This window comes from Mesorhizobium sp. BR1-1-15 (assembly GCF_020165475.1).
GTDB lineage: Bacteria > Pseudomonadota > Alphaproteobacteria > Rhizobiales > Rhizobiaceae > Mesorhizobium.
Genome location: NZ_JAIUIF010000006.1, coordinates 68,395 through 91,508 on the forward strand (window position 1 = coordinate 68,395; position 23,114 = coordinate 91,508).

The window sequence follows — 23,114 nt, forward strand, 5'->3', positions numbered from 1 at the left end:
CATAAATCGGGAAATGGCCGAGATTGGTGGTTCCCGGAGGGCAGCTTAGGAGGCGGAATCGCCGAATAGCGGCCGTTCAGCAAATCCGAGCAGCAAGGTTTTTGCGATCTCTCGCGCCTTCGAGGCAAGCGCCTCATCCGGCAGTTCGCCGGCGGTCCAGAATGACAGGACCCCACGAAAGGCAAATGCGAGCTGCTCCGGCAAACTGCGCAGCGCCTCCTGCCTGCCGGCCGCGATCAAGCCTTCGCCCGCTCCAAGGGCCAGCGACCACAAGGTTGTGGAGTGCGCTAGGACCTTTCCGGGGGACGGGCCGGCCGTGCCGATCCATCCCATCACGGCCCGGTTTATCTCCGGCTCCTCCAGCATCACCTCGACCGCGGTATCGATGGCCAACAGCACGCGGCCGGCGGCATCGGCAGGCGGTGACATCCCGGCAAAGCGCTGGGCCATCGTATCGATCCGCCGCCGCGAAAGGGCATGCATGATCGCGGCCTTGCTCCCGAACTGATTGAACGGCGTCGCAAAACTGACTCCGGCTTCGGTGGCGAGGTCGCGCATCGAGAAATCGGCCTTACCCTGTCGGAGCAGTCGCTCCGCCGCATCGATCACACGCCGGCGAAGCGGCTCACCCCGCGTGGCGGTCGGAGCAACCTTGGTCTTGTTTGGTGTCATGCTGTGATCTATATCATGATATAGTTTCAATCATAGCCCGGAGTGAACCATGACTTCCACCCCTAAGACATTCCTCATCACCGGTGTCAGCTCCGGGCTGGGGCGAGCATTTGCAAGAGGCGCGCTTGAAGCGGGTCATCGGGTGATCGGCACCGTGCGGCGGGAAGCCGACGCCGAGATCTTCGCCGCGCTCGCGCCCGATCGCGCCCACCCGCTCTTGCTGGACGTGACCGATTTCGAGACGGTCCCGGCGGCTGTCACCGCGGCGGAACGGCAGGCGGGTCCAATCGACGTGCTGGTGAACAACGCCGGTTACGGCCATGAGGGCGTGCTGGAGGAGTCCTCCATGGACGATCTCCAGCGCCAGTTCGCCGCCAACGTCTTCGGGCCCGTCGCGATGATCAAGGCGGTGCTGCCGGGCATGCGCGAGCGGCGTCGCGGCCATATCATCAACGTCACGTCCATGGGCGGCTTCATCACCATGCCCGGGATCACCTTCTATTGCGGAAGCAAATTCGCGCTCGAAGGCATTTCCGAAGCGCTCGGCAAGGAAGTAGCAGGCTTTGGAATTCGGGTGACGGCGCTCGCTCCCGGCCAATTCCGCACGGATTGGGCCGGACGCTCGATGGATCGCACGCCGCGCAGCATTGCCGACTATGACGCGGTCATGGACCCGATCCGCGCCGCGCGACAGGCCAAGAGCGGCAACCAACCGGGCGATCCGGCCAAGGCCGCGCAGGCGTTGCTCGTGCTGGTCGATGCCGCGAACCCGCCGGTACGGCTGTTCCTGGGCGACGACGCACTGGGGCTGGTCGACCAGAAGCTCGACGCGATGCGGAGCGAAATCAGCGCGTGGGAGGAGCTTTCGCGATCAACCAGCTTCGCATCATGAGCGCTTGGAGTGCGTCGGCTGATGAAGACGCGCCGCGCGTCTTCATCAGCCTGCAATTGGGGCGGCTCGGCCTGACCGCCGGCCGAACATCCCGCCGAAGAGCAACCAAGTGAAGCCTTGCTTCAGCGGCTATCGCGAGCGCAACCTGATCGAGCGGTTCTTCTCTGAGCTGAAGCACTTCTGGCGTGTCGCCACCCGCTACGACAAGCTCGCCGCCAACTTCCTCGCCATGGTCCAGCTCGCCTCAATGCGGCTGTGGCTCCGCGCTTGTGAGTCTACGTCCTAGAACAGTTCAGCTTTGATAGAGTCGCCGGCCGCTTTAACTCTTTGTTTTCGTGATATTGTCGTCCTGAAACGAAGTTTCCGTGTATTAGCGTTCCCGAATGCCTCTTGCGCAATACTGCGACAAGGCCATGATTGTGGATGAAACGGCAGGGACGAGCTGTTGACGCCACACATCGAAGCCAGCGAGGGTGACTACGCCGACATTGTGCTGTTGCCGGGCGACCCCCAGCGCGCCGAATGGATGGCCATGACATTCCTGGAGGCCCCACGCTGCATCAACCGCCGGCGCGGTGCCCTTGGCTTCACTGGCCTGTTTCGTGGTCAGCCGGTCAGCATCCAGGCGACCGGCATCGGCGTATCCTCCTTTCTGATCTATGCGCATGAGCTGCTGGACGGCTACGGTGTGCGGACTTTGATCCGTACCGGCACCTGCGGCGGGCTGACCGCTGAGGTAAAACTACGCAGCCTCGTCATCTCGCAATCGGTGCGGCCCGAAAGCGCCCGAAGCGGTCAGGTTTTCGGCCTCTATGACGCTGCAGCCGGGCCGGACCCGGCGCTGTTTGCTCGCGCATTGGCGAAGGCGGCCGAACTCGGCATCGACCATCGTGCCGGGCTGACGGCATGCAGCGACGTCTTCCACCATCCGCAGGGACGCGCCCGTTTTGCCGATGCGCAGGCAGCCGGCGCGCTGGCCGTGGACATGGAGACCAGTGCGCTCTATCGCATTTCCAGGCATTTCGGGGCCCGTGCGCTATCGATCTGCACGGTGGTCGACGATATCGACAGCGGCGAACAGACCCAATATGCAGAGCGCCAGGATCTTTTTACCGACATGACGCGGCTGGCGCTGGAAATCGCCGCCGCCGATCGGCCCGGTGCGTGATAGGCCCGCCGAGCCGCCCCAGTTCCTGATGCATTCCGAACACAAAGCCGGGGGGCACTTTTCTGGATTCTTCAGGCGGCTTCCCATTTCGGCGGCATCTGGTCTTCCATACCCGGCCGGTGGCTGCGCAGATAGAGCGCGCAGGTGGTGCGCAGCATGGAGGCGAAGTTGGGAATCTCGCCATTGATCTCGATGGCCTCGTCATAGAGTTTCGAGATGAATTTCGGCGTCGTCAGGTCCTGGCTTTCGGCGATTTCGTCGAGCAGTGCCCAAAACGTCGCCTCAAGCTGGATGCTGGTCGAATATCCGTCGATGCGGATCGACCGGTTGATCTGACGATAACCTTCGGGATCCTGGGCCGCAAATACCCTGCACATCCGACAACCTCCCACGTTCGTTGATTTTTGGCGTTGATTTTGGGTGGACAGATGCTTTTGCCGCCAGAGGCGACGCGGCCTTTGTCCCCAACAGCATTCTCCGGCAAAATCGGCTGAACAGCAATCGGACTTTCGTCCTTGCGATTGTCAGGCGAGTCGATCTTCGGAGCGTGGTAACCGGCTGCCACCATCTTTTGCCGTCGCCGCGCATAATCATCTTCGAAGCATCGAGTGGCGAGGACTGATTTGGCGAAGGCAATCCACACCATGATCCGGGTTCTCGACGAGACCCGCTCCGTCGATTTCTACAGAAATGCCTTCGGCCTCGATGTCGCCGAAAGGCTGGATTTCGACACGTTCACGCTCATCTACCTCAGCAATGCCGAGACGCAATTCGAAGTCGAACTGACCGTGAACAAGGGTCGGCAGGAGCCTTATGCGCTTGGCGATGGCTACGGCCATCTCGCGGTTTCGGTCGTCGATCTCGACGGCGAGCACGACCGGCTCGGCGCGCTCGGCCTCAACCCGAAGAAGATCGTCGAATTCAACCGTGACGGTTCGCTGATCGCACGCTTCTTCTTCATCGAGGATCCGGACGGCTACAGGATCGAGGTTCTGCAACGAGGAGGCAGGTTCCAGTAGAGATCGCGGCCGCGTGTGCGCGGCGCCAGCCAAGGCATCCCATGGATGCAACCAGCAAGCAGGGAGGAAAATATGGTCACGATCTATGAAAGCAGGCCCGGGCTTTCGCGGCGCGAGCTTCTGAAGCGCGGCGGCGTCGGAGCCTTGCTCGTCATTTCCGGCAGCGCGGTCATCAGCCCGGAACATGCCTGGGGCCTCGAAACGTCGGCGCTGAAGCCGGAGACGATGGCGACGCTGATCCAAATGGGGCGGGACGTCTACCCGCACGATCAGCTTCCCGACAAATATTACGCCATCGCGGTCAAGAGCCATGACGATCAGGCCGGCAAGGATGCCGCACATAGGGATCTCATCGAGAACGGCATCGCCGATCTCGACAAGAGGTCCGGCAAGGGCGGCTACCGGAACCTTGGTTGGGAGGATCAGCGTGTCGCAGTGCTGAAGCAGGTCGAAGCCACGCCTTTCTTCCAGGCGGTGCGCGGGGGCCTCGTCGTCAGCCTCTACAACCAGAAGGAGGTCTGGCCGGTCTTTGGCTATGAGGGCGAATCCTATTCCAAGGGCGGCTATATCGCGCGCGGCTTCGACGACATCGAGTGGCTCTGAGCCGCTCCTCTCGCCACCCAGCAAAATCGAAATCATGGGAGGAAACCATGGCAGCAGCATTTGATCTGAAAAACGACAATTTGGTCGTCATCATCGGCTCGGGAGCCGGCGGCGGCACACTCGGCAATGAACTCGCCCAGAAGGGCATCGACGTCGTGATCCTGGAGGCCGGCGCTCGCCACGAATTCGACGACTTCATCAATGACGAGTGGGACTCCTTTGCCCAACTCGCCTGGAAAGACAAGCGCACGACTTCGGGCGACTGGCGCGTAGCCAGGGATTTTCCGAACCTGCCGGCCTGGATCGTGAAATCGGTCGGCGGCTCGACCACGCACTGGGCCGGCGCTTCGCTGCGCTTCCAGGAGCATGAGTTCAAGACCGCCTCGACCTACGGCAAGGTGGAGGGCGCGAACCTGCTCGATTGGCCGGTGACACTGGCCGAGATGGAGCCTTATTACGCCAAGGCCGAAGCCAAGATGGGCGTCACCGGCACCAATGACTGGCCGAGGCTGCCGGGCAACAATAATTTCAAGCTGTTGAAGGCTGGCGCCGACAAGCTCGGCTACAAGGAATGCCACACCGGCAACATGGCGATCAATTCGGTCGAGCGTGACGACCGGATGTCCTGCCAGCAGACCGGCTTCTGCTTCCAGGGCTGCAAATGGGGCGCCAAATGGTCGACGCTCTACACCGAGATCCCGAAAGGCGAAGCGACAGGCCATCTCGAGGTGAGGCCGAACGCCATGGCCGTCAAGATCAACCATGACGCCTCGGGAAAGGTGACCGGCGTCGTCTATGCCGACAAGGACGGCAAGCTGCAGGAGCAGAAGGCCCGCATCGTCGCCGTCGCCGGCAATTCGATTGAAAGCCCGCGCCTGCTGCTCAATTCGGCTTCGAGCAAGTTCCCTGACGGCCTCGCCAATTCATCGGGGCAGGTGGGCAAGAACTACATGCGCCACACCACCGGCTCGGTTTATGCCATCTTCGACAAACCGGTGCACATGTATCGCGGCACCACGATGGCCGGCATCATCCGCGACGAGGCGCGGCATGATCCATCGCGCGGTTTCGTCGGCGGCTACGAATTCGAGACGCTTTCGCTCGGCCTGCCGTTTATGGCGGCCTTCCTCGATCCCGGCGCTTGGGGCCGCTCCTTCACCACCGCACTCGACCACTACGACCACATGGCAGGGCTGTGGATCGTCGGCGAGGACATGCCGCGCGAAGAAAACCGCATCACGCTGCATGCCGACGAAAAGGACGAGCACGGCATGCCGATCGCCGATGTGCATTTCGACGATCATCCCAACGATACGGCGATGCGCGATCATGCCTACAAACAGGCCACGGCGCTCTACGATGTGGTTGGAGCGACGCGTACTTTCCCGACGCCGCCTTATCCTTCCACCCATAATCTCGGCACAAACCGGATGAGCGAGAAGGCGGCCGAAGGCGTCGTCAACAAGCACGGCCAGACGCACGACATCAAGAACCTGTTCGTTTCCGACGGCAGCCAGTTCACGACAGGCGCGGCCGAGAACCCGACGCTGACGATCGTCTCGCTGGCGATCCGGCAGGCCGATTACATCGCCAGCCAAATGTCAGCGAGAAGCATCTAGTTCCACCTCCCGACTGCCTGCTGGCGCGGAGCCCCGACCGGGGTTCCGCGCCATTTTTCTCGACTTTCAGCCCTTGGTGCAGGTCGAGGCGGTGAAGGCGCCGTCGGGCTGTCTCATGATGATGTCGAACGAGGGCGGGCCCTGACCATCCAGAGTTGCCTGAGTGAGGGACAACGAGTTGCCGCCGGCGGTGTAGCCGCCGAGCGGTCCCAGCCAGGAGATCACCCCATTTGCGTCCATCTGGTAATTGTAGCCCTGCTGGGCGGTCCCGAAGGTGACTGGGCCGGTATAGACGTTTCCCTTGATGGTGATGTCGCCGAGGTTGAGGAACATGCCGAGCAGGTAGACCTCGCAATGATAAATGCCGTCGGGCATCTTGCCGTCGCTGAAGTCGGCTCGCGCCGCCCCGGTCGCCGCCGCCAGAAACAATAGGCCGGTAGAGATGCGTGAAATTCCGGATGCCATGACGTCGCTCGGTTGAGGGGCGAACTTGCCCCATTTGTGTGCCGTACCGCAATATTTGTCGCGTGCGGCCCGCGTCCGGAGATCAAAATCTAGGCATTTGGAGAAATTGGACGAAAATTAGGCAAAAACCGTGTGCGCTGCGCAAATTTCCCTCAACCAATTTTTAACCGGCCCTCACGCTTTCTCTAAGCACGATATGTCAATCCACTGATAATATTGAGCATTAACTCCTTCCACGAAACCGCCTCGGCGATTGGCATGGGGGTTGCTTCGTAGTGTTGCGTTGCAATCAATCAGCTTGGGAGTGTCAGGCATGAGGGGTAATTTCTCGACAATAACAAAAATGTTTTCGGCGGGCGTGGTCGCTGCCGGCCTGTCGATGTCGGCGCCCGCGAAGGCGGCCGACGACACGATCAAGGTCGGCATCCTCCATTCGCTGTCCGGCACGATGGCGATTTCGGAGACGACGCTGAAGGATGCCATGCTGATGCTCATCGACGAGCAGAATGCCAAGGGCGGCCTGCTCGGCAAGAAGCTCGAAGCGGTCGTCGTCGATCCGGCGTCCAACTGGCCGCTCTTCGCCGAGAAAGCGCGCGAGCTGATCTCCAAGGACAAGGTCGCGGCGGTGTTCGGCTGCTGGACCTCGGTGTCGCGCAAATCGGTGCTGCCGGTGTTCTCGGAACTCGACAACATCCTGTTCTATCCAGTCCAGTATGAGGGCGAGGAGAGCGAGCGCAACGTGTTCTATACGGGCGCGGCGCCGAACCAGCAGGCCATTCCGGCCGTCGACTATCTGATGAGCGAGGATGGCGGCTCGGTGAAGCGATGGGTGCTGGAAGGCACCGACTATGTCTATCCCCGCACCACCAACAAGATCCTCGAGGCCTATCTGAAGGCCAAGGGCGTCGCGGCGGAAGACATCATGGTCAACTACACGCCGTTCGGTTTCTCGGACTGGCAGACCGAAGTCTCGGCAATCAAGAAGTTCGGTTCGGCCGGCAAGAAGACCGCCGTCGTCTCCACCGTCAACGGCGACGCCAACGTGCCGTTCTACAAGGAACTGGGCAACCAGGGCATCAAGGCCGAGGACATCCCGGTCATGGCCTTCTCGGTCGGCGAGGAGGAGCTTGCCGGTCTCGACACGGCGCCGCTGGTCGGCCATCTCGCCGCCTGGAACTACTTCGAGAGCGTCGACACGCCCGAGAACAAGAAGTTCATCGCCGACTGGCACAAGTTCATCAAGAACGACAACCGCACCACCAACGACCCGATGGAGGCCCACTATATCGGCTTCAACATGTGGGTGAAGGCGGTCGAGAAGGCCGGCACCACCGATCCGGACAAGGTGATTGACGCCATGGTCGGCGTCTCGGTGCCGAACCTGACCGGCGGCTATTCGACGATGATGCCGAACCATCACATCACCAAGCCGGTGCTGATCGGTGAAATCCAGGCCGACGGCCAGTTCGAGACGGTCTCGCGCACGCCGGGGCTGGTGATGGGCGACGAGTGGTCGGATTACCTGCCCGACTCCAAGGACTTGATCTCCGATTGGCGGGCGCCTCTGTCCTGCGGCAACTTCAATGTCGCCACCGGCAAATGCGGCGGCAAGGGCACAAACTGATCCTCCCGGGCTGGACCTTCAGGTCCATGCCCATGACCGCGAGCGTCCGGACGGTTCCTTCGCCGTCCGGACGTCCAACTCAACCCTGAAGAGTCGCCTGACGCCGATGAACCTTTTCCGCGCACTTGGCCTGACACTGCTGTTCTTGCTGGCGACGCTGTCGTCATCGGGCGCCGGCGAAGCCGATCTGCGTGGCATCATCGCCAAGTTCGCCGCCGCCAAGGGTTTCTCGGAGACGGGAGCTGTCGTTCACGACCTGGCGGCGACCGGCGATCCGGCAGTGGAGCGGCCTCTTGCGGCACTCGCCGATGGCAATCTCTACATCCACAAGATCGATTCCCTGGTCTTCGTCGGCAAGGAAGGCGGCGAACGGGTCCAGCTTTTCGACCCGCTGAGCGGTGAGCCATCCGGTGAAGCAGCCAAGGACGACATCACCAAGATCAAGGTCAACAACACGCTGCGCCGCACCATCCGCGATGCGCTGGGCACGCTGACGCTTGGCGCCAAGGATCCGGCCGTGCGGCTCGCCGCCGCCGACACCATGTTCAAGACGCCCGATTCCGCAAACATCGAGCCGCTCGACGCTGCGATCGCCAATGAGACGGTCGCCAGTGTCAAGACCTTGCTGGAACAGGCTCGTGCCGCGTCGATCCTGAGCTCGGATCGGCCTGATGCCGACAAGCTCGCGGCAATCGCCCTGATCGGCGCGCGCGGCGACCGCGATGCGGTATCGCTGCTCACCTCGGCAGGGGCCAATGCCTTGGGCGCAGTGCAGGAAGCCGCGACGGCGGCTATCGCCAACATCAATTCGACGCTGGCCCTGTGGGACGCCGGACAGAACATCTGGTATGGCATTTCGCTGGGCTCGGTGCTGCTGCTGGCAGCGATCGGGCTTGCCATCACCTTCGGCGTCATGGGCGTCATCAACATGGCGCATGGCGAGATGGTGATGCTCGGCGCCTACACGACCTTCGTCGTCCAGCAGGTGATCCGCACGTCGTTTCCCGGCCTGTTCGACTGGTCGCTGGTCATCGCGCTGCCACTTGCCTTCCTGGTCGCGGGGCTTGTCGGCCTCGCCATCGAGCGCGGCATTATCCGCTTCCTCTACGGCCGGCCGCTGGAGACGCTGCTGGCGACATGGGGCGTTTCGCTGATCCTGCAGCAGGCAGTGCGCTCGATCTTCGGGCCAACCAACCAGGAGGTCGGCAATCCCTCCTGGATGTCGGGTTCGTTCGATGTCGGCCAGCTTGCCATCACCTGGAACCGGCTCTGGATCCTGGTCTTCGCGCTTAGCGTCTTTGCCGTGCTGCTCTATGTGATGAAGCGCACCCCCTGGGGCCTACAGATGCGCGCCGTCACCGCCAACCGCCGCATGGCCGCCTCCATGGGCATCAGGACGCCATGGGTCGACGCGCTGACCTTCGCGCTCGGCTCCGGCATTGCCGGCATTGCCGGCGTGGCGCTCAGCCAGATCGACAATGTCTCGCCCAATCTCGGCCGTGGCTACATCATCGACAGTTTCATGGTCGTCGTCTTCGGCGGCGTCGGCAATCTGTGGGGCACGCTGGTCGGCGCCTTTTCGCTGGGCATCGTCAACAAGTTCCTGGAACCCTATGCCGGCGCCGTGCTCGGCAAGATCGTCGTGCTGGTGCTGATCATCCTGTTCATCCAGAAGCGCCCGCGCGGCCTGTTCGCGCTCAAGGGCAGGGCGGTGGAAGCATGATGTCGGGACGCTTCTTCGCCGCGGGCGCGGACCGCCGCATCGCCATCACCATCCTCATCCTGCTGGCGGCGGCCATCATCGTGCCGCTGCTCAATCTTGCGGTATTACCGACGAGCGCCTTCTACATTCCGCCCTATATCGTGGCGCTGACCGGCAAATATCTCTGCTACGCGCTGCTTGCCTTGGCGCTCGATCTTGTCTGGGGCTATTGCGGCATCCTCTCGCTCGGCCACGGCGCCTTCTTCGCGCTCGGCGGCTACGCGATGGGCATGTATCTGATGCGCCAGATCGGCTCGCGCGGCGTCTATGGCAATCCGGTCCTGCCTGATTTCATGGTGTTCCTGAACTACAAGGAACTGCCCTGGTTCTGGACCGGCTTCGACCATTTCTGGTTCGCCGCGATCATGGTGCTCGCGGTGCCTGGCCTGCTCGCCTTCGTCTTCGGCTGGTTCGCCTTCCGCAGCCGCGTCACAGGCGTCTATCTCTCGATCATCACACAGGCGATGACCTATGCGCTGCTGCTCGCCTTCTTCCGCAACGACATGGGCTTCGGCGGCAACAACGGCTTGACCGATTTCAAGGACATTCTGGGCTTCAACGTCCAGGCCGACGTGACCCGCTCGGCGCTGTTCGCGGCCAGCGCGGTGATGCTTGCGCTCGGCGTCTTCGTCACCTGGGCGATCGTCGGCTCCAAATACGGCAAGCTGCTGATGGCGGTGCGCGATGCCGAAAGCCGCACCCGCTTCCTCGGCTGGCGGGCTGAGAATGTGAAGTTGTTCGCCTTCACGGTTTCAGCTGTCATGGCCGGCGTCGCGGGCGCGCTTTACGTGCCGCAGGTCGGCATCATCAATCCGGGCGAATTCGAACCCTCCAATTCGATCGAGGTGGTGATCTGGGCCGCGGTCGGCGGGCGCGGCACCATCATCGGGCCGATCATCGGTGCGCTGCTGGTCAACGCCGGAAAATCCTGGTTCACCGGCGTGCTGCCTGAACTGTGGCTGTTCGCACTCGGCGGCGTGTTCGTCGCCGTGACGCTGCTCTTGCCGAAAGGCATCATCGGCATGTGGGATAGCTGGCGCGGCAACGCCAAGGCGCTGCGCGCGGCATCGTTGGCCGAGGAGGCCGGCGCCGATGGTGAAATCGCGCCGTCCAAAGTCGTGCAGGCGGCGGCCAGAACACCCGGCGAATGGTCCTCGTCCAGCCTCGAACCACAGCCGGCGGAGTAACGAGCGATGTCGAAGTCGAACACCATTCTCTATCTCGACGGCGTCTCGGTTTCCTTCGACGGCTTTCGCGCCATCAACAATCTGTCGCTGGTGCTCGACAAGGGCGAGATGCGCGCCATCATCGGCCCCAACGGCGCCGGCAAGACCACGATGATGGACATCGTCACCGGCAAGACACGGCCCGACGAGGGCGAGGTGTTCTTCGACGGCCAGGTCGATCTCACCCGCCATGACGAGGCCGAGATCGCCATGATGGGCATTGGCCGCAAATTCCAGAAGCCGACGGTTTTCGAAAGCCACACCATCGAGGAAAATTTGATGCTGGCGCTGAAGGGGCCGCGCTCGATCTTCCCGGCGCTGTTCCATCGACGCTCGCCCGCCGAGACGCGGCGGATCGATGACATCCTCGGGACCATCCGGCTCGGCGACAAACGCGACGAGCTCGCCGCCTATCTCAGCCATGGGCAGAAGCAGTGGCTGGAGATCGGCATGCTCCTGGCGCAGGACCCGAAGCTGCTGCTGGTCGACGAGCCGGTCGCCGGCATGACCGACGCCGAAACCGAGGAAACCGCGCGCCTGCTCAAGGAGATCGCCCGCGACCATTCAGTGATCGTCGTCGAGCATGACATGCATTTCGTGCGCGAGCTCGGCGTCAAGGTCACCTGCCTGCATGAGGGCTCGGTGCTTTCAGAAGGCACGCTCGATTTCGTATCTGCCGATGAACGCATCGTCGAAGTCTATCTGGGGAGATGAGCATGGTTTGGCGGGTGCAATTCCATCGCTTCGATCTTGCCTTCCTTCGGTTCTGGAGAAGGCGCTGACATGCTCGAAGTTTCCGATGCCACGCTCCACTACGGCGCCGCCCAGGCGCTGCGCGGCGTGTCGCTCAAGGCGGGCGCCGGCAAGATCACTTGCGTGCTCGGCCGCAATGGCGTCGGCAAGACCAGTTTGATGAGATCGATCGTCGGCCACCACAGGCTGACGAGCGGAAGCGTTGCCTTCGAGGGGAAGGCGCTCGACCGGAGCGCGGCGTATGACCGCGCCCGGTCGGGCATCGCATTCGTGCCGCAGGGCAGGGAGATCTTTCCGCTGCTCAGCGTGCGGGAAAACCTCGAATCGGGATTCTCGCCCCTGAAACGGGCCGACCGCAACGTGCCGGCGCATGTCTTCGAATTGTTTCCGGTGCTCAAGCAGATGCTTGGCCGCCGCGGCGGCGATCTCTCCGGCGGCCAGCAGCAGCAGCTCGCCATCGGCAGGGCGCTGGTGATGCGGCCCAAGCTTCTGGTGCTCGATGAGCCGACGGAAGGTATCCAGCCGTCCGTTATCAAGGACATCGGCCGCGCCATCCGCTATTTGCGCGACCAGGCCGGCATTGCGGTTCTTCTCGTGGAGCAATATCTCGACTTCTGCCGCGAACTCGCCGACGAGGTCAACATCATGGACCGCGGCCAGATCGTCCATACTGGTCCTGCCGAAGATCTCGACCGGGCGGATGTCAGGAAGTTCCTGACGGTGTAAATCCATCTCCTGATGAAAGATTGCTCAATCTTTCTTCAACACCCGCTGGCACGCTCAATACTACATGCTAGTCTTCTGATGGCTTTGTGAGTCGGCCGTTTCCGTATCAGTCTGGTTTGTCGCAGATCGAGGTGGGCGACGGGCAAGTTCCGCGCAAGCATGCGTTCCTAGCATCCTCCCTGCGATCTCTGTCGTTCAACGCGTTTGGGCATACAGGCCAAGGGGCAGCCATGGAACGTTACGTCGAGGACTACCAGAAGCGGCGGCTCACAGAGCGCGTCGACATCATCACAGCCATCAACATTCTGAAGTCCCAGGGCTATGACCACGACGAGCTGATCGAGGAGATCACCAAGGTCTTCTATGTCGACCTCGATGCCTTCAATGAAATTGTCATGGCGGCGTAAAAGCCGCATTCGGCCATTCAACAATGATGGGCACGGCATTGATGCGCTTGGTCAGCTAGCGCGCCGGAATGGAGAGGCGGTGACGCGGTTGCGGCCGCCGCGCTTGGCGGCATAGAGCGCCTTGTCGGCGGCGCTGAGCACCTTGTCGAAGCTCAGGCCCTCTTTGGTGCCGAAAGCAAAGCCGGCGCTGACGGTGCACGTCAGGGGACCGTTCTCGGTGTCGATGCGGCGCGCGGCGAACGAGGTTCGTATCGCCTCGGCCGTGTTTTCCACTGTTTCGGGCAAAGTCCGCTTCAGCACCACCGCGAACTCCTCGCCCCCCATGCGCGCGGCGACATCGGTCGGGCGAAGGTTGCCGGCAAGCTCCTTGGCGAACACTTTCAGCACCTCATCGCCCGTCGCGTGGCCGAACTGGTCGTTGATGGCCTTGAAGCTATCGAGGTCGAACACGACCACGGCGGTAAAGGCGCCGACGGGAGAATCGCCAAAGAGGTCGAACAGCGCGCGGCGGTTGAGCAGGCCGGTCAGCTGATCCGTCAGCGCGTTGCGGCGGTGATGCCCCGCTAGACGCCCCTGGTTGAGGGCCAGCGACAAGGCGCCGATGCCGGTCATGCTGGCGATGACGACGATGAGGCTGAGATCCTCGGCCCAGTTCCTTGGCGCATGGCTCAGGATCAGCTTGCCGTCCCATGCCAAAACCGTCGCGCAGAGCAGGAAGGACATGGCGGTCGCTGAATAGAGTGCGGCGGCGCCGATGGTAAGCGCTGGGGCCTCGGCGCGGCCCTTCCAGTATTCGGCGGCGGTTGCGAACAGGAGCAGGGCCGCGAACAGATTCTCGAACATGAAGCCGAGCCCGTCATAGCCGAGAGCCATGGGCGGCAGCGCCACTGCGAGCGAAATGCCGCTGCCGATCAAAACTCTGGGGATCGGCGAGCCGCCGCTTCTGAATTGGTATGCGGCGCCCAGCATCATGGAGAAGCCGACCAGCAGCAAGGTGAAGGTGGCGATGCCGAGGCCGCGCCTGGGCGCGTCGATATAGGCGTCATAGGTGAAGACCTCGCCCACCACCAGCATGGCGCTGAGCGCCCAGGTGAGCAGGAACTTGTCGGTGCGGGCGGTGAGCCATGTGCCGAACAACGTCAGGCTCAGGCAGGCAGCGGAGAAACCGACCGCCAGCAGAAGTGAGTTGTAGTCGAGCGACATGCCCTCGTTCCTTGCCCGCGACGACCCTGCAGCCTGACGTTGCTGGAGTCATGACGCAAGGAAGTGTCGATAAGGTTACGATCGCGGCGAAAAAGCCAAGCTTGCACGGCGTTAGAGGACTACCGCCGACAGGAGCAGAACGGCACCGACCGCCATCATCAGCAGACCCGGCCAATTCTGTGACACGCCTAGGAAACCGAGGCCGCGCCGGCGTGGCTCAAGCGTCGGGGCCTGCGTTGCGAGATCTGGCATCCGTCGATCCGAAGCTGCAGGTGCCGGATCGCTGAGCCGTCCACGCCTGAGAGCTGCGCCCGCCGTATACACAACGCCGGCGACGATGAGAAACGCACCGATAAGGATGACAGCCATCCTTCCTCGCTTTTCTGCTGGTTTTCCCGCGCGGGAACCCGCCACCAAGGCAAAACGACGATGACGCCTTGAGGTTCCGACAGAGGCTATTGACGCCGGCAATTCATGCAAATGGAGATAGCCGCAGAGGCTTGCCGCTTAGCTGGTTTCTGTCACTCGCTTCATCAGCGCCATGGCGCCGAAGGGCGCGCGCACCTTGCCCTCGGTGATGAAGTAGACGAACACGTCGCGCGGTTGCACCGGTGCGTCGGTGGCAGGGTCGGCGCGCCGCAAACCGGTTGGCCGCTTGCCTTCCGCCCAGACCTTGGCCCGCGCCGCCCATTCATCGAGGCCTTTTGGCGTGTAGCAGTCGGGATTGTCATCCGAGCCGGTCTGCAGCCGCGCATAGATGAAATCGCCGGTGATATCGGCGATATCAGGATATTTTGCGTGATCGGCATAGACGATGGCCGCCTTGTATTTGCGCGCGAGCGCCGGGAATTCCGGCACGATGAAACTGTCGTTGCGAACTTCGAGCGCGTGGCGCAACGCGATACCGTCTTGGCTTTCCGGCAACAACTTCAGAAACGCCTCGAAATCGTCGGGATCGAATTTCTTGGTCGGCGCGAACTGCCAAAGGATCGGTCCAAGCTTGTCGCCCAGCGCGGCGACGCCGGAGCCAAGGAAACGCATCATCGATTCACCTGCTTCGCCCAGCACGCGGCGGTTGGTGACGAAGCGGTTGCCCTTCAGCGAATAGACGAAACCCTCGGGTGCCTCATTGGCCCATTTGACGAAGGTCGGTTCCTTGAAGCTGGAATAGTAGGTGCCGTTGACCTCGATGCTCGGTACCTGCCGGCTGGCGTATTGCAACTGCTTGGCCTTGGGGAGTTTTTCCGGGTAGAAGGACGTGTCCCATGGCTCGAAGGTCCAGCCGCCCATGCCGGCGCGGATTGTTCCCGATTTGCTCATTGTCGTCCTCCCGTTTCAGAAATCTGGCCGCGTTCAGAAAAATCAGGCCGCCGTGACCTCGTCGACCGGCTTGGCCATGTCGACGAGCACCCATCCTGGCCGATAGGGATTGGGCCGGCGACCCGTTTCGCGATAGCCGTAGGCCAAATAGAGCGCGATGTTGCGCTCCATTTTCGCATTGGTGTAGAGCCGCACCTCCGGCACGCCCCACAGGCGCGCCTGCTGATCCGCATGTTTCAACAATGCGATGCCGAAGCCCTTGCCCTGAAATCCTGGCGCCACCGCGACGGAGAAGATCATCGCGTGGTCTTCGTGCCGCTCCAGGACGATCAGCCCGGCCAGGTCGCCGCCGCTCTCCAGCAGCCAAGCCTCGCCGCGTTCGATGCGCGGCGCATAGTCTTCGGTGACCGGGATCGGCGGCGCGCCCAACAGCGCGGTGTAGGGCGCGTAGGCATCCGTGGTCAGAGTCATGACGGCGGTGACATCCGGGGCGAGGGCTTTCCTGATCTTCATTCCGGAGATTCCCAACGCCAGCCCGCCATCACTCCGCTGCTTCGCGCTTGCCTCCGGGGCGTCGCTCCAGCAATTCCTTGAGGAATTGGCCGGTGTAGCTGCGTTTTTCGCGCACGATCGCTTCCGGCGTGCCGGAGGCGACCAGCTCGCCGCCGCCATCGCCACCCTCGGGGCCGAGGTCGAGCACCCAGTCGGCGGTCTTGATCACTTCGAGATTGTGCTCGATCACCACCACCGTGTTGCCCTGGTCGACCAGTTCGTGCAGCACTTCCAGCAGCTTGGCGACATCGTGAAAGTGCAGGCCAGTGGTCGGCTCGTCCAGGATATAGAGCGTCTTGCCGGTCGCCTTGCGCGACAGCTCCTTGGCGAGTTTTATCCGCTGCGCCTCGCCGCCCGACAACGTGGTTGCCTGCTGGCCGATATGGATGTAGCCGAGGCCGACCTGCTTCAGCGTGTCGAGCTTGTCGCGCACACCGGGCACCGCGGCGAAGAAATCAACGCCTTCCTCGACTGTCATGTCGAGCACGTCGGCGATCGACTTGCCCTTGAACAGCACGTCGAGCGTCTCTCTGTTATAGCGCTTGCCGTGGCAGACGTCGCAGGTGACGTAGACGTCGGGCAGGAAGTGCATCTCGATCTTGATGACGCCGTCGCCCTGGCAGGCCTCGCAGCGGCCGCCCTTGACGTTGAAGGAGAAGCGGCCCGGTTGGTAGCCGCGCGCCTTGGCTTCCGGCAGGCCCGCGAACCAGTCGCGGATCGGCGTGAAGGCGCCGGTATAGGTGGCGGGGTTGGAGCGCGGGGTCCGTCCGATCGGCGACTGATCGATGTCGATGACCTTGTCGAGGAACTCCAAGCCCTCGATGCGGTCGTGCTCGGCCGGATGCTCGCGCGAGCCCATGATGCGGCGCGAGGCCGCCTTGAAAAGTGTTTCGATCAGGAAGGTCGATTTGCCGCCGCCCGATACGCCGGTGACGGCGGTGAAGGTGCCGAGCGGAATTTCGGCGGTGACGTTCTTCAGATTGTTGCCGCGTGCGCCGACGACTTTCAGGCGGCGGTTCTTCTTCGCCTCGCGGCGAACCGCAGGTGTCGCCACTTCGAGCTCGCCCGAAAGGTATTTGCCGGTGATCGAATTCGGGTTGGCCATCACCTGCTGAGGCGTGCCCTGGGCAATGATTTCGCCGCCATGGATGCCGGCGGCCGGGCCGATGTCGACGACGTAGTCGGCATGCAGGATGGCATCCTCGTCATGCTCGACCACGATGACCGTGTTGCCGATGTCGCGCAGGTGCTTCAGCGTGTCGAGCAGGCGCGCATTGTCGCGCTGGTGCAGGCCGATCGACGGTTCGTCCAGCACGTAGAGCACGCCGGTGAGGCCGGAGCCGATCTGCGATGCCAGCCGGATGCGCTGGCTCTCGCCGCCCGACAGCGTGCCGGAATTGCGCGACAGGGTGAGATAATCGAGGCCGACGTCGTTGAGGAAGCGCAGCCGCTCGCGGATTTCCTTGAGCACGCGCACGGCGATCTCGTTCTGCTTGTCGTTGAGCTGCGCCGGCAGGTCGGTGAACCACTGGTCGGCCTTGCGGATCGACTGTTCGGTCACTTCGCCGATGTGCTTGCCGGCGATCTTCACCGCCAGCGCTTCCGGCTTCAGCCTGTAGCCACGACAGGCCGGGCAGGGGGTGGCCGACATGAAGCGCTCGATCTCCTCGCGCATCCAGGCGGATTCGGTCTCTTTCCAGCGCCGCTCGAGGTTGGGGATGACGCCCTCGAAGGTCTTGGTCGTTTTGTAGGAGCGCAGGCCGTCATCATACTGGAAGGTGATCTCGCGCTCGCCTGTGCCGCGCAGGATGGCTTCCTGGGCTTCCCCGGTCAAATCCTTGAACTTGTCGCCGAGCTTGAAGCCGTAAGCCTTGCCGAGAGCCTCCAGCGTCTGCACGTAGTAGGGTGAAGTCGATTTCGCCCATGGGCTGACGGCGCCGTCGCGCAGCGAGACGTTCTCGTCGGGGACGACCAGATTGGGGTCGATGGCGCGCTGGCTGCCCAGCCCGTCGCAGGTCGGGCAGGCGCCGAACGGGTTGTTGAACGAGAACAGCCTGGGCTCGATCTCGGGAATGGTGAAGCCGGAGACCGGACAGGCGAATTTTTCCGAGAACAGGATGCGCTCATGCGTCTCGTTCTTCGACTTGTTGACCGAATCCTCGCCCGTCTGACTGGCATCGAGCGGCTTGTCGGCGAACTCCGCCACCGCCAGCCCCTCCGCGAGCTTCAGCGCGGTCTCCATGGAATCGGCAAGGCGCGTTGCGAGGTCGCCACGCACGACGATGCGGTCCACGACCACGTCGATGTCGTGCTTGTATTTCTTGTCGAGTGGCGGCACATCAGCGATCTCATAGAAGACGCCGTCGACCTTGACGCGCTGAAATCCCTTTTTCTGCAGCTCGAGCAATTCCTTGCGGTACTCGCCTTTGCGGCCGCGCACGATCGGCGCCAGGATGAACAGGCGCGTGCCTTCCTCGACCGCCAGCACGCGATCGACCATCTGCGACACCGTCTGGCTCTCGATCGGCAGTCCGGTGGCGGGCGAATAGGGTACGCCGACACGCGCGAATAGAAGCCGCATGTAGTCGTATATCTCGGTGACGGTGCCGACCGTCGAGCGCGGGTTCTTCGAAGTGGTCTTCTGCTCGATGGAGATGGCCGGCGAAAGGCCGTCGATCTGGTCGACATCCGGCTTCTGCATCATTTCGAGGAATTGCCGCGCATAGGCCGACAGGCTCTCGACATAGCGGCGCTGGCCTTCGGCATAGATGGTGTCGAAGGCAAGCGACGATTTGCCGGAGCCCGACAGGCCCGTCATGACGATCAGGCTGTCACGCGGCAGGTCGAGATCGACATTCTTCAGATTGTGTTCGCGCGCCCCGCGAATGGAAAGATATTTATGGTCGGCCATTGCCGGTCGCCGCCTCAGATCTGGAATTTGTGGGATCGGCGGGTTTTCCCCGGCCGTCCCCTATGTAGGTATTTTTGCCGCCGCGTCGAGAGACGCCACAATTCTCGACCAAGTCGTTTAACCGTCTTTCGCACGAACGGGCAAGCGGAAAGAACAAAGACCGAACACGCTCCTGACAAAAGCGGTGGAGCAGGCGGCGTGGTTCCCATCAGGGGATATGTCGCTCGATCACATTTTTTCCGATCGGACATCGAGCGGTTGACGTCCCTGGCTGAGGGGAGCAGACTCCACACGTCAATGAAGCCGGCTGTCTTTCGATGGCCTCGCCGCCCAAAGGCGGTCTGCGAGACGCCGCGGGCTATTGCGATCAGTGCTTCTGACGACGATTGTCGCAATGGACACAGGAGTGGAGCATGACGCCACCGGACAGTCCCTTGAGGCTCCAGCAGTGACTGGAGCCGCGGCAGGCATGAATGCCAGGGAGACGCGAGCGCCTTCCGACGTGACCCTGCCGGATGCACCAAAATCAGAGACTACTGGTCGGATCGTCGGCTGAACGCCGCGAAGCATCCGAAATCGAAAGCCGGTAAAACATTCCCGGCGAAAGATTGGATTATAGATCCAGAAAAGCCCCGTCCGTTTGCTAAAAGCACGGCGGGGCTGCTCTTTTGGGGGAACGCGCAGGTACTGACGGCCCCGACATGTCAGCTACCGCGGCGGTTTGATCCCGCCGGCGCCGACATCGACCGTGATGCTGCCGGAAATCCTGACATCGGTATCGCCGATCTTGAACCGGCCGTTGCCGTTGGCGGGGAAGGCGTCATCGGGTTCGGGCTGCGGGGCCGGCTTGGCGATGCGATAATCGCCGGCCACACCGGGCAGGCTGCCTTTCTGGCTGTCGTTGGCAAAGGCGTCGCCGGCCAGCATGAGCGCACCGGCGAAAATAGTGACGGCAAGACGCCAAGGTCGGAATAAGCGGCTGTCGATCATCGGTCGGTTATAGCGCCGCCCCGCCGAGGTGGCCAGACCGGCGGTCATCAAATCGCCGGACGGCGGGGCCGTCGCAATTCATCGTGCTTGTGCCGGTCACGCCGCCTTTTTGCGGGTGTCGTAGACATGATCGACGAGACCCCATGCCTTCGCTTCCTCGGCGGTCATGAAATAGTCCCGGTCGAGCGTGCGCTCGACCTCTTCATAGGTGCGGCCGCAATGGCGCGCATAGAGCTCGGTCATCTGCCGCTTGGTGCGCAGAATGCCTTCGGCGTGACGCTGGATGTCCGATGCCTGACCCTGGAAGCCGCCCAGCGGCTGGTGCAGGACGAGGCTGGCGTTGGGCAGCGCGATGCGCCGTCCCGGCGTGCCAGCCATCAGCAGGAACGAAGCCATCGAGGCGGCAAAGCCCATGCACACCGTCGACACCGGACAGCTGACATATTGCATCGTGTCGTAGATGGCGAAGCCGCTGGTCACCACGCCGCCAGGCGAGTTGATGTAAAGCGAGATCTCCTTGTCGGGATTATCCGATTCCAGCGACAGAAGCTGGGCGCAGACCAGCGCCGACATGCCGTCGTTGATCTCGCCGTTGATAAAGACGATGCGCTCGCGCAGCAGCCGCGAGAAAATGTCGAAGGCGCGCTCGCCGCGGCTCGACTGCTCGATCACCATCGGCACCAGATTGGCAAAACCGGTCATCGTCTCTCTCCGTTTTTCATGTGTCGGCCACTCAAGCGGCGCGCTGCAGAAGGCAAAATGAATTGGCTGCGGGGCGGCGGCCGGAGGCACGCGCAGCGAATGAAAGCCGGCAGCCGGCGCCTGCCATGGTCACCATGGGCCTGGCGGCGGATGTCGCCGCACGGGCAAAGCCTTCATGTATAATATGCAGATGCGTGCCGCCCGAAACGGTGCGGGCGAGCGTGAAGGTGACGATGCTGTCGAGCGGGTTCCGTTCCTCGTCGGGCCGCGGCTGTTCCCGCCAGGAATAGCGAAGCCTTTTTCCGGGCTCGGCATCGAGGATCTCGCATTCGATCGGCGCATCCGGCCCGGCAAAGGCGAAATTGCTGCCGATCTCAGGATTGATGTCGTTGGGCATCATCCAGGCCGCAAGCAATTCGGGCACGGTCAGCGCCCGCCATACCTTTTCCGGCGGCTCGGGGAGATCGCACTCGAACTCGATCGCGTCGGGGGCGGTCCGCGCAGGGCTTTCGTCGGTCACTGGTGCGTGCGTCATTGGTCCATGTCCTTGAGAACCGTCCTTAGTTTTTCGATGCGCTCGGGCCAGAACGTCCGGTAGCGTTCGATCCAGCCAAGCAGCGGGTCGAGCCCTTGCGGATCGGCGCGGTAATAGGCGTTGCGGCCCGCCCGCCGCTCGACCACCAGGCCTGCGCTGCGCAGCACCGCCAGGTGCTGCGACACAGCCGGCTGCGACACCGTCATGCCGGTGCGCAGCTGCGACACCGTCATCTCGCTGGTGGCGAGGCGTTCATAGACGGCGCGTCGGGTGGGGTCGGCCAGCGCCCGGAAAATCTCCGCTTCGATCATGGCGAAAGCATAAGTCGATACTTATCGGTTTGGCAAGCGATGTTTTACGGCCCATATGAAGGGAAGCTGGCGGCTCCGGCATTACTGTTATTCCTTGACAATGAGCGGCGATGCATATAGGAACGAAAAGAGAACAAAAACCTTGTGGGAAAAGGCAGCCACAGCAGGCAACGGGTGTGCGCAACCTGTAAGGTGCTGCGACAAAAATTTGTTTCGGACGAGCGCGGAGAAGTATCATGGCGGGTAGCGTCAACAAGGTCATTCTGGTCGGCAATCTCGGAGCGGATCCGGAGATCCGCCGCCTGAATTCGGGCGAGCCGGTCGTCAACATCCGCATCGCAACATCGGAAAGCTGGCGCGACAAGAATTCCGGCGAGCGCAAGGAAAAGACCGAGTGGCACAATGTCGTCATCTTCAATGAGGGCATCGCCAAGGTTGCCGAGCAGTATCTGAAGAAGGGCATGAAGGTTTATGTCGAGGGCCAGTTGCAGACACGCAAATGGCAAGACCAGACCGGTGCCGACAAATACACGACGGAAGTCGTGCTGCAGAGATTCCGCGGCGAGCTGCAGATGCTGGACGCGCGCGGCCAGGGTGAGGGCGGCCAGGTCGGGGGTTATTCCGGCGGCGGCAGCCGTGGTTCCGATTTCGGCCAGTCCGGCCCGAACGAAGGCTTCAATCGTGGCGGCGGCGCTCCCAAGGGCGGCGGCGGTTCGTCGCGCGAGCTGGACGACGAAATTCCGTTCTGAGCATCGACACGGCGTGACGGGCATTTGAGGAGAGGGCGCGATGTCGCTCGGACCGCTCCTATCGGCACGTCCTCCGATCCCATGGCATGCGCTCGCGGCCTTTGCCGCGCTGGCGATAGGCGGCGTGCAGCTGGCGCTGCCGAAAGGCACGCTGCGCCACCGCGCGATGGGCTATCTCTGGGCGGCGCTGATGCTGGCCGTCGCCATCTCGAGTTTCTGGATCCAGCAGATACGGCTCATTGGCCCTTTCAGCCCGATCCATCTCTTGTCGATCCTGGTGCTGGTCACGGTGCCGCTGGCGGTCTGGCATGCACGCAATCACCGCGTCGCCAAGCACCGCAAGGCGATGATTGCGTTGTATATCTTTGCACTGGTGGGTGCCGGTGTCTTTACGCTGGTGCCCGGCAGAATCTTGCACGACGTGGTCTTCGGCGTCGCGCAAGCCAGACCGTGATCCCGAGTGGAAGGAATATCAGTTGAAAGCACGCATCAAATGGGTCGAGGAACGCACCTTCGTCGGCGAGTCCGGCACAGGCCATAAGGTCGTACTGGGGACCGCGTTCGGCCCTGAAGGGAGAACGCCGGGGCCGAGCCCGATGGAACTGGTGCTGATCGGCACCGGCGGCTGCTCGGCCTATGATGTCGTCCATATCCTCGAAAAGGGGCGCGAGGCGATCGAGGACTGTGTGGTCGAGCTCGATTCCGACCGAGCCGAGACCGATCCCAAGGTGTTCACCCGCATTCATATGCATTTCATCGTCAAGGGCAGGGCGCTGTCGCCCGACAAGGTGAAGCGGGCGATCGATCTCTCGATCGAAAAATACTGTTCGGCTTCGGCCATGATGTCCAAGACCGCCGCCATTACCCACGATTTCGAAATTATCGACACGACGGCAAAATAAGCG

The 23,114-nt window shown here is 62.4% G+C and carries 25 protein-coding genes and 1 pseudogene; 15 read left to right on the top strand and 11 right to left on the bottom strand.

Features of this window, described 5'->3' with window-relative positions:
• Window positions 1–45: 45 nt before the first annotated feature.
• Window positions 46–672, bottom strand: coding sequence for a TetR/AcrR family transcriptional regulator (locus LB541_RS12890; RefSeq protein ID WP_140498884.1), 627 nt, complete (start codon window positions 670–672; stop codon window positions 46–48).
• Window positions 673–721: 49 nt separating this feature from the next.
• Here LB541_RS12890 and LB541_RS12895 point away from each other — a divergent pair, with 49 nt between their 5' ends.
• From LB541_RS12895 to LB541_RS12905, 3 genes and pseudogenes are all read left to right on the top strand, one after another.
• Window positions 722–1,564, top strand: a complete 843-nt coding sequence (locus tag LB541_RS12895) for an oxidoreductase (protein WP_140515294.1) — start codon at window positions 722–724, stop codon at window positions 1,562–1,564.
• Between the two features lie 82 nt (window positions 1,565–1,646).
• Window positions 1,647–1,850 (top strand): annotated as a pseudogene (locus LB541_RS12900) (IS5/IS1182 family transposase); the annotation flags it as partial.
• A 159-nt stretch (window positions 1,851–2,009) separates the two neighbouring features.
• Window positions 2,010–2,732, top strand: coding sequence for a DeoD-type purine-nucleoside phosphorylase (locus tag LB541_RS12905; protein ID WP_140525366.1), 723 nt, complete (start codon window positions 2,010–2,012; stop codon window positions 2,730–2,732).
• Between the two features lie 71 nt (window positions 2,733–2,803).
• Here LB541_RS12905 and LB541_RS12910 read toward each other — a convergent pair whose 3' ends face one another.
• Window positions 2,804–3,109 carry a ribbon-helix-helix domain-containing protein gene (locus LB541_RS12910; RefSeq protein ID WP_140498878.1) on the bottom strand — a complete coding sequence of 102 codons (306 nt, stop codon included), beginning with the start codon at window positions 3,107–3,109 and terminating at the stop codon, window positions 2,804–2,806.
• A 246-nt stretch (window positions 3,110–3,355) separates the two neighbouring features.
• Here LB541_RS12910 and LB541_RS12915 point away from each other — a divergent pair, with 246 nt between their 5' ends.
• The 3 genes from LB541_RS12915 to LB541_RS12925 all read left to right on the top strand — a co-directional run bounded on the left by LB541_RS12915 (window position 3,356) and on the right by LB541_RS12925 (window position 5,973).
• On the top strand, window positions 3,356–3,751 hold the full coding sequence (locus LB541_RS12915) for a VOC family protein (protein ID WP_140498876.1): 396 nt from the start codon (window positions 3,356–3,358) through the stop codon (window positions 3,749–3,751).
• A gap of 72 nt (window positions 3,752–3,823) precedes the next feature.
• Window positions 3,824–4,354, top strand: a complete 531-nt coding sequence (locus LB541_RS12920; protein WP_140515296.1) for a gluconate 2-dehydrogenase subunit 3 family protein — start codon at window positions 3,824–3,826, stop codon at window positions 4,352–4,354.
• Between the two features lie 47 nt (window positions 4,355–4,401).
• Window positions 4,402–5,973 carry a GMC family oxidoreductase gene (locus LB541_RS12925; protein ID WP_140564484.1) on the top strand — a complete coding sequence of 524 codons (1,572 nt, stop codon included), beginning with the start codon at window positions 4,402–4,404 and terminating at the stop codon, window positions 5,971–5,973.
• Between the two features lie 66 nt (window positions 5,974–6,039).
• Here LB541_RS12925 and LB541_RS12930 read toward each other — a convergent pair whose 3' ends face one another.
• Window positions 6,040–6,438: a hypothetical protein gene (locus tag LB541_RS12930; RefSeq protein WP_140498872.1), complete on the bottom strand. Its 399-nt coding sequence runs from the start codon at window positions 6,436–6,438 to the stop codon at window positions 6,040–6,042.
• Window positions 6,439–6,751: 313 nt separating this feature from the next.
• Here LB541_RS12930 and urtA point away from each other — a divergent pair, with 313 nt between their 5' ends.
• The 6 genes from urtA to LB541_RS12960 all read left to right on the top strand — a co-directional run bounded on the left by urtA (window position 6,752) and on the right by LB541_RS12960 (window position 12,936).
• The gene (gene urtA, locus LB541_RS12935; protein ID WP_224618596.1) at window positions 6,752–8,062 is read left to right on the top strand and encodes an urea ABC transporter substrate-binding protein; all 1,311 of its coding nucleotides are present in this window, start codon (window positions 6,752–6,754) and stop codon (window positions 8,060–8,062) included.
• A gap of 106 nt (window positions 8,063–8,168) precedes the next feature.
• Window positions 8,169–9,785, top strand: coding sequence for an urea ABC transporter permease subunit UrtB (gene urtB / locus LB541_RS12940; protein ID WP_140669988.1), 1,617 nt, complete (start codon window positions 8,169–8,171; stop codon window positions 9,783–9,785).
• Window positions 9,782–11,011: an urea ABC transporter permease subunit UrtC gene (urtC, locus tag LB541_RS12945; RefSeq protein ID WP_140584353.1), complete on the top strand. Its 1,230-nt coding sequence runs from the start codon at window positions 9,782–9,784 to the stop codon at window positions 11,009–11,011. Before urtB ends, urtC begins: the two co-directional genes overlap by 4 nt.
• A gap of 6 nt (window positions 11,012–11,017) precedes the next feature.
• Entirely contained in the window at window positions 11,018–11,764 is a 747-nt protein-coding gene (gene urtD, locus LB541_RS12950; RefSeq protein ID WP_140625083.1) for an urea ABC transporter ATP-binding protein UrtD, read from the top strand.
• Window positions 11,765–11,833: 69 nt separating this feature from the next.
• Window positions 11,834–12,529 carry an urea ABC transporter ATP-binding subunit UrtE gene (gene urtE, locus LB541_RS12955; RefSeq protein WP_140557767.1) on the top strand — a complete coding sequence of 232 codons (696 nt, stop codon included), beginning with the start codon at window positions 11,834–11,836 and terminating at the stop codon, window positions 12,527–12,529.
• 230 nt (window positions 12,530–12,759) lie between these two features.
• On the top strand, window positions 12,760–12,936 hold the full coding sequence (locus tag LB541_RS12960) for a hypothetical protein (RefSeq protein WP_140498860.1): 177 nt from the start codon (window positions 12,760–12,762) through the stop codon (window positions 12,934–12,936).
• Between the two features lie 51 nt (window positions 12,937–12,987).
• Here LB541_RS12960 and LB541_RS12965 read toward each other — a convergent pair whose 3' ends face one another.
• The 8 genes from LB541_RS12965 to LB541_RS13005 all read right to left on the bottom strand — a co-directional run bounded on the left by LB541_RS12965 (window position 12,988) and on the right by LB541_RS13005 (window position 21,460).
• Complete coding sequence (locus tag LB541_RS12965; RefSeq protein ID WP_140525359.1) at window positions 12,988–14,139, bottom strand: GGDEF domain-containing protein; 1,152 nt, start codon at window positions 14,137–14,139, stop codon at window positions 12,988–12,990.
• A gap of 507 nt (window positions 14,140–14,646) precedes the next feature.
• Window positions 14,647–15,459, bottom strand: a complete 813-nt coding sequence (locus tag LB541_RS12975) for a DUF72 domain-containing protein (RefSeq protein ID WP_224618598.1) — start codon at window positions 15,457–15,459, stop codon at window positions 14,647–14,649.
• Window positions 15,460–15,501: 42 nt separating this feature from the next.
• Window positions 15,502–15,972, bottom strand: coding sequence for a GNAT family N-acetyltransferase (locus LB541_RS12980; protein ID WP_140498852.1), 471 nt, complete (start codon window positions 15,970–15,972; stop codon window positions 15,502–15,504).
• Between the two features lie 28 nt (window positions 15,973–16,000).
• Window positions 16,001–18,922 (bottom strand): excinuclease ABC subunit UvrA, encoded by a 2,922-nt coding sequence (uvrA, locus tag LB541_RS12985; RefSeq protein WP_140515305.1) that lies wholly within the window; start codon window positions 18,920–18,922, stop codon window positions 16,001–16,003.
• A 708-nt stretch (window positions 18,923–19,630) separates the two neighbouring features.
• A complete protein-coding gene (locus tag LB541_RS12990) occupies window positions 19,631–19,912 on the bottom strand; it encodes a hypothetical protein (protein WP_140525407.1) in 282 nt (93 codons plus the stop codon).
• A gap of 96 nt (window positions 19,913–20,008) precedes the next feature.
• Complete coding sequence (locus LB541_RS12995; protein ID WP_140498846.1) at window positions 20,009–20,614, bottom strand: ATP-dependent Clp protease proteolytic subunit; 606 nt, start codon at window positions 20,612–20,614, stop codon at window positions 20,009–20,011.
• A 31-nt stretch (window positions 20,615–20,645) separates the two neighbouring features.
• Window positions 20,646–21,149 (bottom strand): SRPBCC family protein, encoded by a 504-nt coding sequence (locus tag LB541_RS13000; RefSeq protein WP_140515306.1) that lies wholly within the window; start codon window positions 21,147–21,149, stop codon window positions 20,646–20,648.
• Entirely contained in the window at window positions 21,146–21,460 is a 315-nt protein-coding gene (locus LB541_RS13005; RefSeq protein ID WP_140656346.1) for an ArsR/SmtB family transcription factor, read from the bottom strand. Before LB541_RS13005 ends, LB541_RS13000 begins: the two co-directional genes overlap by 4 nt.
• Window positions 21,461–21,696: 236 nt before the next feature.
• On the opposite strand from LB541_RS13005, the gene LB541_RS13010 reads away from it, so the two are divergent.
• From LB541_RS13010 to LB541_RS13020, 3 genes are read left to right on the top strand one after another with little or no spacing between them, the layout of a single operon-like run.
• Complete coding sequence (locus tag LB541_RS13010) at window positions 21,697–22,209, top strand: single-stranded DNA-binding protein (protein WP_140498840.1); 513 nt, start codon at window positions 21,697–21,699, stop codon at window positions 22,207–22,209.
• Between the two features lie 40 nt (window positions 22,210–22,249).
• On the top strand, window positions 22,250–22,663 hold the full coding sequence (locus tag LB541_RS13015; RefSeq protein WP_140525355.1) for a DUF2306 domain-containing protein: 414 nt from the start codon (window positions 22,250–22,252) through the stop codon (window positions 22,661–22,663).
• Window positions 22,664–22,685: 22 nt separating this feature from the next.
• Window positions 22,686–23,111 carry an OsmC family protein gene (locus LB541_RS13020; protein ID WP_140498836.1) on the top strand — a complete coding sequence of 142 codons (426 nt, stop codon included), beginning with the start codon at window positions 22,686–22,688 and terminating at the stop codon, window positions 23,109–23,111.
• The last annotated feature ends 3 nt before the right edge of the window (window positions 23,112–23,114 follow it).

Bases quoted from the DNA above. Each gene is read 5' to 3' on its own strand.
- LB541_RS12890 (WP_140498884.1), bottom strand. From the start codon at position 672: ATGACACCAAACAAGACCAAGGTTGCTCCGACCGCCACGCGGGGTGAG.
- LB541_RS12965 (WP_140525359.1), bottom strand. From the start codon at position 14,139: ATGTCGCTCGACTACAACTCACTTCTGCTGGCGGTCGGTTTCTCCGCT.
- LB541_RS13015 (WP_140525355.1), top strand. From the start codon at position 22,250: ATGTCGCTCGGACCGCTCCTATCGGCACGTCCTCCGATCCCATGGCAT.
- LB541_RS13005 (WP_140656346.1), bottom strand. From the start codon at position 21,460: ATGATCGAAGCGGAGATTTTCCGGGCGCTGGCCGACCCCACCCGACGC.
- urtC (WP_140584353.1), top strand. From the start codon at position 9,782: ATGATGTCGGGACGCTTCTTCGCCGCGGGCGCGGACCGCCGCATCGCC.
- LB541_RS12910 (WP_140498878.1), bottom strand. From the start codon at position 3,109: ATGTGCAGGGTATTTGCGGCCCAGGATCCCGAAGGTTATCGTCAGATC.
- LB541_RS12895 (WP_140515294.1), top strand. From the start codon at position 722: ATGACTTCCACCCCTAAGACATTCCTCATCACCGGTGTCAGCTCCGGG.
- LB541_RS12975 (WP_224618598.1), bottom strand. From the start codon at position 15,459: ATGAGCAAATCGGGAACAATCCGCGCCGGCATGGGCGGCTGGACCTTC.
- urtB (WP_140669988.1), top strand. From the start codon at position 8,169: ATGAACCTTTTCCGCGCACTTGGCCTGACACTGCTGTTCTTGCTGGCG.
- urtA (WP_224618596.1), top strand. From the start codon at position 6,752: ATGAGGGGTAATTTCTCGACAATAACAAAAATGTTTTCGGCGGGCGTG.
- uvrA (WP_140515305.1), bottom strand. From the start codon at position 18,922: ATGGCCGACCATAAATATCTTTCCATTCGCGGGGCGCGCGAACACAAT.
- urtD (WP_140625083.1), top strand. From the start codon at position 11,018: ATGTCGAAGTCGAACACCATTCTCTATCTCGACGGCGTCTCGGTTTCC.
- LB541_RS12980 (WP_140498852.1), bottom strand. From the start codon at position 15,972: ATGAAGATCAGGAAAGCCCTCGCCCCGGATGTCACCGCCGTCATGACT.
- LB541_RS12995 (WP_140498846.1), bottom strand. From the start codon at position 20,614: ATGACCGGTTTTGCCAATCTGGTGCCGATGGTGATCGAGCAGTCGAGC.
- LB541_RS12925 (WP_140564484.1), top strand. From the start codon at position 4,402: ATGGCAGCAGCATTTGATCTGAAAAACGACAATTTGGTCGTCATCATC.
- LB541_RS13010 (WP_140498840.1), top strand. From the start codon at position 21,697: ATGGCGGGTAGCGTCAACAAGGTCATTCTGGTCGGCAATCTCGGAGCG.
- LB541_RS12990 (WP_140525407.1), bottom strand. From the start codon at position 19,912: ATGATCGACAGCCGCTTATTCCGACCTTGGCGTCTTGCCGTCACTATT.
- LB541_RS12960 (WP_140498860.1), top strand. From the start codon at position 12,760: ATGGAACGTTACGTCGAGGACTACCAGAAGCGGCGGCTCACAGAGCGC.
- urtE (WP_140557767.1), top strand. From the start codon at position 11,834: ATGCTCGAAGTTTCCGATGCCACGCTCCACTACGGCGCCGCCCAGGCG.
- LB541_RS13000 (WP_140515306.1), bottom strand. From the start codon at position 21,149: ATGACGCACGCACCAGTGACCGACGAAAGCCCTGCGCGGACCGCCCCC.
- LB541_RS12930 (WP_140498872.1), bottom strand. From the start codon at position 6,438: ATGGCATCCGGAATTTCACGCATCTCTACCGGCCTATTGTTTCTGGCG.
- LB541_RS12920 (WP_140515296.1), top strand. From the start codon at position 3,824: ATGGTCACGATCTATGAAAGCAGGCCCGGGCTTTCGCGGCGCGAGCTT.